Raw genomic sequence first — 4,637 nt, 5'->3', positions numbered from 1 at the left:
CCGCCGAGCCTTCCACCGCCACTCCCCTCCCCTCAGTGCCTCCTGACGTGACGGTGACGACCGTGCGGGGAAGTGCGGACAGGACCGCCTTCATCCGCATGGTCTACCGGATCTACCAGGGCGACCCGAACTGGGTCCCGCCGCTGGAGATGGAGCGCAAGGACTTCCTCGATCGGAAGAAGAACCCCTTCTTCGACTTCGGCGAGGTGGAGCTGTTCCTGGCGCGGCGCGGCGGGCAGGTGGTGGGCCGCATCGCGGCGGTGAAGGACCCGCACTACAACGAGTTCCACGGCACCAACGAGGGCTTCTTCGGCCTCTTCGAGTGCATCAACGACACCGGCGTCGCCCGCGCCCTCTTCGACGCCGCGGCGCAGTGGTTGCTCGCTCGCGGCTTCGCCAAGATGCTGGGGCCGATGAACTTCTCCACCAACCATGAGGTGGGGTTGTTGGTGGACGGCTTCGACCGGCCGCCGGCGATCATGACGACATACAACCCGCCGTACTACGGCGCGCTGATCGAGGCGAACGGCTTCACCAAAGCCAAGGATCTGTGGTCCTTCGAGCTGTCCTCCGCGGTCCAGCCGCCGGAGAAGGTGGCTCGCATCGCGGAGAAGCTCCGCCAGCGCGAGGGCGTCACCGTCCGCTCGGTGGACCTGAAGCACTTCGAGGCCGAGGTGCGCCTCATCAAGGGCATCTACAACGCGGCCTGGGAGAAGAACTGGGGCTTTGTCCCCATGACGGAGCGCGAGTTCGATCACCTGGCTCGGGACATGAAGCAGATCGTCCGCCCGGAGCTGGTGCTGATCGCGGAGGTGAAAGGCGAGCCAGTGGCCTTCTCCATGACGATCCCGGACGCCAACGAGGCCCTCAAGGTGGCCCACGGGCGCCTCACCACGTTCGGGCTGCCCATCGGGCTGGTGAAGCTGGTGCTGGCCTCGCGGAAGATCCGCCGACTGCGCCTCGTCACGCTGGGGATCAAGGAGGGCTACCGCCGCCGCGGCCTGGACGCCATCCTGTACCTGGACACGCTGCGCACCGCGCATCAACTCGGCTACGAGGGCGGAGAGATCTCCTGGACGCTCGAGGACAACCAGCTCGTGAACCGGGCGATCGAGTCCATGGGCGGCAAGCGCTCCAAGACTCACCGTGTCTACGAGCGCTCTCTCTGATATCGGAGCTTCATCTTGCACATTCTCCTCACGGGCAGCACTGGGTTCATCGGCCAACGGCTCGCACGTCGCATCGTCGAGCGGGGTGACACCCTGACGGCGCTCGTGCGCCGCACCTCAAAGCGAGGGGTGCTGGAGTCGCTCGGAGTGCGCTTCGCCGTGGGGGATATCCTCACGGGCGAGGGGCTCGCCGAGGCCGTGAAGGGCGTGGACTGCGTGCTGCACCTGGCGGGGGTCACCAAGTCCCGGGATGAGGAGGGCTACTTCCAGGGCAACGCCGAGGGCACCCGGCGGCTCGTGAAGGCCATGGCGGAGCTTCCCACTCCGCCGCGGCTCGTCTACTGCTCGTCACTGGCGGCCGCGGGGCCCTCGGTTCCGGGGCGCCCCCGGCGCGAGGAAGAGACACCTGCCCCAGTCTCCCTCTACGGCCGCAGCAAGCTGGGCGGCGAGCAGGCGCTGCGAGAGTTCGCCCACCGCGTGCCCTCCATCGTCCTCCGGCCGCCCATCGTGTACGGGCCGGGAGATCAGGAGTTCCTGCCCTCCATGCTGCCCATGGCGCGCATGGGGGTGATGCTCAAGAGCGGCTTCGGCCCCAAGCACTACTCCCTCATCCACGTGGATGATCTGTGCACCGCGCTGCTCGCGGCCGCCGAGCGCGGCCAGACGCTGCGCGCGGACGATCCGGTGGCTGGTGTCTACATGGTGTCGGATGGCGCGGAGCACCGCTGGGAGGACTTCTGCCTGGCGCTCGCGCAGGCGATGGGCCGCGGGAAGCTGGCGGTGGTGCCGATTCCCGACACGGTCAGCTACGTGGTGGGGCTGGGCTCGGAGCTGGCCGCGCGGGTGCGGGGCACCATCCCCATCCTCAACCGGGACAAGGTCCGGGAGATGGCCTGCCCTGCGTGGACCTGCTCGACGGATCGAGCGACGAAGGAGCTGGGCTTCACGGCCGCCATCTCGCTCGCTCAGGGGCTCGCCAGCGCCCTGGCCCCGAACCCTGGGGCGCGAGGGCGCTGACAACTCCCGCTACTTCTTCTCTGCCGGCGCCTTCTGGCCGGAGCCGCCAGTCTGGGACTCCTGGCCGGGCACCTGCGAGGCCTTCGTGGTGGCCGCCGCCTTCTCGAGCTGTGCCCGCTTGGTCTTCAGGGTGGAGAGCAGGCCATCGAAGCCCTTATCGGTTATCAGCTTGCGGAACTGGCCAGCGTAGGTCTCCACGAGCGACACCTCGTCGGTGACGACATCAAAGATGCGCCAGCTGCCGCCCTTCCCCGAGGTCTTGTAGAGCTTGTAGTCGACGGGGAGCTGGTCCTTCTTCACCATGAGGGTGGTGTTGACGAGGGCCTCGTCGCCCGTGACGGTCTCCTTGCCGTACTTCACCTCCGCGTTGGCCTGGCCGAGGGCCTTCTGGGCGTAGGAGGCGCGCAGCAGCCCCTTCATGGTGTCCGCGAAGTCCTTGCGCTCCGCCGGAGAGCGCTTGTCCCATTCCTTGCCCAAGGCCCGTTTCGCGAGCTCCTCGAAGTCGACGAACTTCTCCACGACGGTGGCGAGCTGCTCCACGGTGGCGCCAGGCGCGTTGGCGGCCTTCTGGACGTCCGCATTGCCTGCCTTGACGACCTCGAGCGGGGTGGGAGTGGCGGCGAGCAACGTTGCAGCGATCAGAGGTGCAAGCATCGTTTTCGAGTCTCCGGGATGGATGTCGGAAGTGACGACAGGGGGAGCCGGCCCGTTATTCACTTCCCTGCAGGCGCCGTGCCGGTGACCCGATCCAGCGCCGCTATTCCCACTCGGACGTCGAACCAGCTCTTGGCCTTGTCGGCCGACGCCTGGGCAAGCGCGGTGAAGGCGTCCACCAGCTCACGGGTGTCACCGGTCCCCAGGTCGAAGGCGGCATAGGCCGCGGTGGCCCAGCGACGGGCGTTCCTCTCTGCGTCCGTAAACACCCGGGCCTTGTCGAGCGCGGTCACCAGCTCGCCATGCACCTTGGTCACCTCGAGGCGGATGCCGGCTTGGAGCAGCCGCTGCTGCGCCTTGAGCTTGTCCAGGTCCGCGCGGGACTGGTCGAGCTGCGCGTTCTTCACGGGGATGTCGAAGGTGCCGCGCGCGGCGAGGCCGATGCCCGCGGTGGCATCGTTATAAGGATCGTAGGCGAAGGGCGTCTTCTGCGGCGTGGCGTTGCTGGTGTACGCAAACCGCGCGAAGCCGATGATGCCGAGGTCCGGGTAGTAGGCGCGCTCGCGGATGATGACCTCCTGCTCGCGCGCGGTGATGCCCGCCTGGATGGCCGTCAGCTCTGGCCGGCGCTGCTCAGCGAGCACGAGCGCCTTCTCCAGCGATGGAGGCGTAAACTCCTCCTCCAGAGGGAGGTCCACCGCGACGACCTCCACGGTCTCGCCGGGTTGAGCTCCCGACAGCAGGCGGATGGCCTCCAGCGCCAGCGAGCGCCCCTGCAGAGCCTCGCTGCGGCGGGCCGCCACCATCTGCCGGAAGAAGTTCAGCTTGTACGTGTCCAGCTTGGACACCTGCTGGGACTCCTCGGCGAGCAGCTCCTGGATGCGGTTGCCGGCGTCCTCCAGCCGCTTGGCCGTGTCATCGAGCTGTACGAGTCCGGAGCTCGCGAGCTGGTACCCGTAGAACACCTGGGCGGCCTGGAAGCCTGCCTCCGCGCGTGCCCGCTCCCGCAACGCCGCGCCAATGATGGGTCCCTGGTCCCCCGCCTTCTCCAACGCCGTGAGCTTGCCGAACGTGTAGATGGGCAGCAGGGCGTTGACCTCCGCACGGACCGTCGCCCCCAGCTCACCGAAGTTCCAGTCTCCCTGCACCGTGGCCTCTGTCGTGGGCGGCCCCCCGAGGCCATTGTTGCGCGCCTCGGGGAGGGGGCCGCCGAAGCCCACCACCGTCTCGAACTTGGGGAACCACGCCCAGTGGGCCTGGCGCTGGAGTGCTTGCAGGCGGCGCAGCTCCGCCTCTGCCTCCTCGACACGGGCGTCCGTGCGGCGCGCGCGCTCCACAAGCTCCTCGAGCGTGAGCCGTGTCGTCCGGGGTGGAGGCGTACCCTCTGAGGCCACCCCCGGCACGTTCTGCGCCAGCGCCTGTCCGGCCGCGAGCGCCAGCCCTACTCCCACGAGATGTCCGAGAACTGTCCGTTTCACCGATGCCCTCGCTCGCGGCTCGCCCTTGCTGGCCCGGACCACGGCCGGCGCAGCATCCCCCTTCAAGGAGGCTCCGTCACCGCTTCTTTAACGTTTGCTGGGGGACGCCCAGGACCTTATGGACGTCTCTGTCCCAAGGCGTACGGGCGCTGACACTTTTTCGCGGGAACTGCTTGGCGCTCTGCCATGCGGGAAGCACAATCCGCGCCGTCTTTCGAACGGCCCGGCCCCGTGGCCGCGGCCCCGAGACCCAGGAGCCTTATGGCCTACACCGATCGCGTGAAGCAGATCCTGTCGTGGTATCCCTCCGACAACCCGG

Annotated in this window: 4 protein-coding genes; 2 read left to right on the top strand and 2 right to left on the bottom strand. The window is 68.1% G+C overall.

Annotated elements, in window-relative coordinates; all coding sequences use genetic code 11:
- Together VD972_RS29445 and VD972_RS29440 are read left to right on the top strand one after the other, a co-directional pair.
- Positions 1–1,169, top strand: a 1,169-nt coding sequence (locus VD972_RS29445) for an N-acetyltransferase (RefSeq protein WP_324992087.1), incomplete at its 5' end; no start/stop codon positions are given.
- 15 nt (positions 1,170–1,184) lie between these two features.
- Positions 1,185–2,186, top strand: coding sequence for an NAD(P)-dependent oxidoreductase (locus VD972_RS29440; protein WP_324992086.1), 1,002 nt, complete (start codon positions 1,185–1,187; stop codon positions 2,184–2,186).
- A 9-nt stretch (positions 2,187–2,195) separates the two neighbouring features.
- On the opposite strand, the gene VD972_RS29435 is transcribed toward VD972_RS29440, so the two are convergent.
- Both VD972_RS29435 and VD972_RS29430 read right to left on the bottom strand, forming a co-directional pair.
- Positions 2,196–2,840: an ABC transporter substrate-binding protein gene (locus VD972_RS29435; RefSeq protein WP_324992085.1), complete on the bottom strand. Its 645-nt coding sequence runs from the start codon at positions 2,838–2,840 to the stop codon at positions 2,196–2,198.
- Between the two features lie 59 nt (positions 2,841–2,899).
- The gene (locus VD972_RS29430; protein WP_324992084.1) at positions 2,900–4,318 is read right to left on the bottom strand and encodes a TolC family protein; all 1,419 of its coding nucleotides are present in this window, start codon (positions 4,316–4,318) and stop codon (positions 2,900–2,902) included.
- Positions 4,319–4,637: the final 319 nt, after the last annotated feature.

This window comes from Hyalangium sp. (genome assembly GCF_035629615.1).
Taxonomy (GTDB): Bacteria; Myxococcota; Myxococcia; order Myxococcales; family Myxococcaceae; genus Hyalangium.
This window is presented reverse-complemented; position numbering and strand designations above follow the sequence as displayed.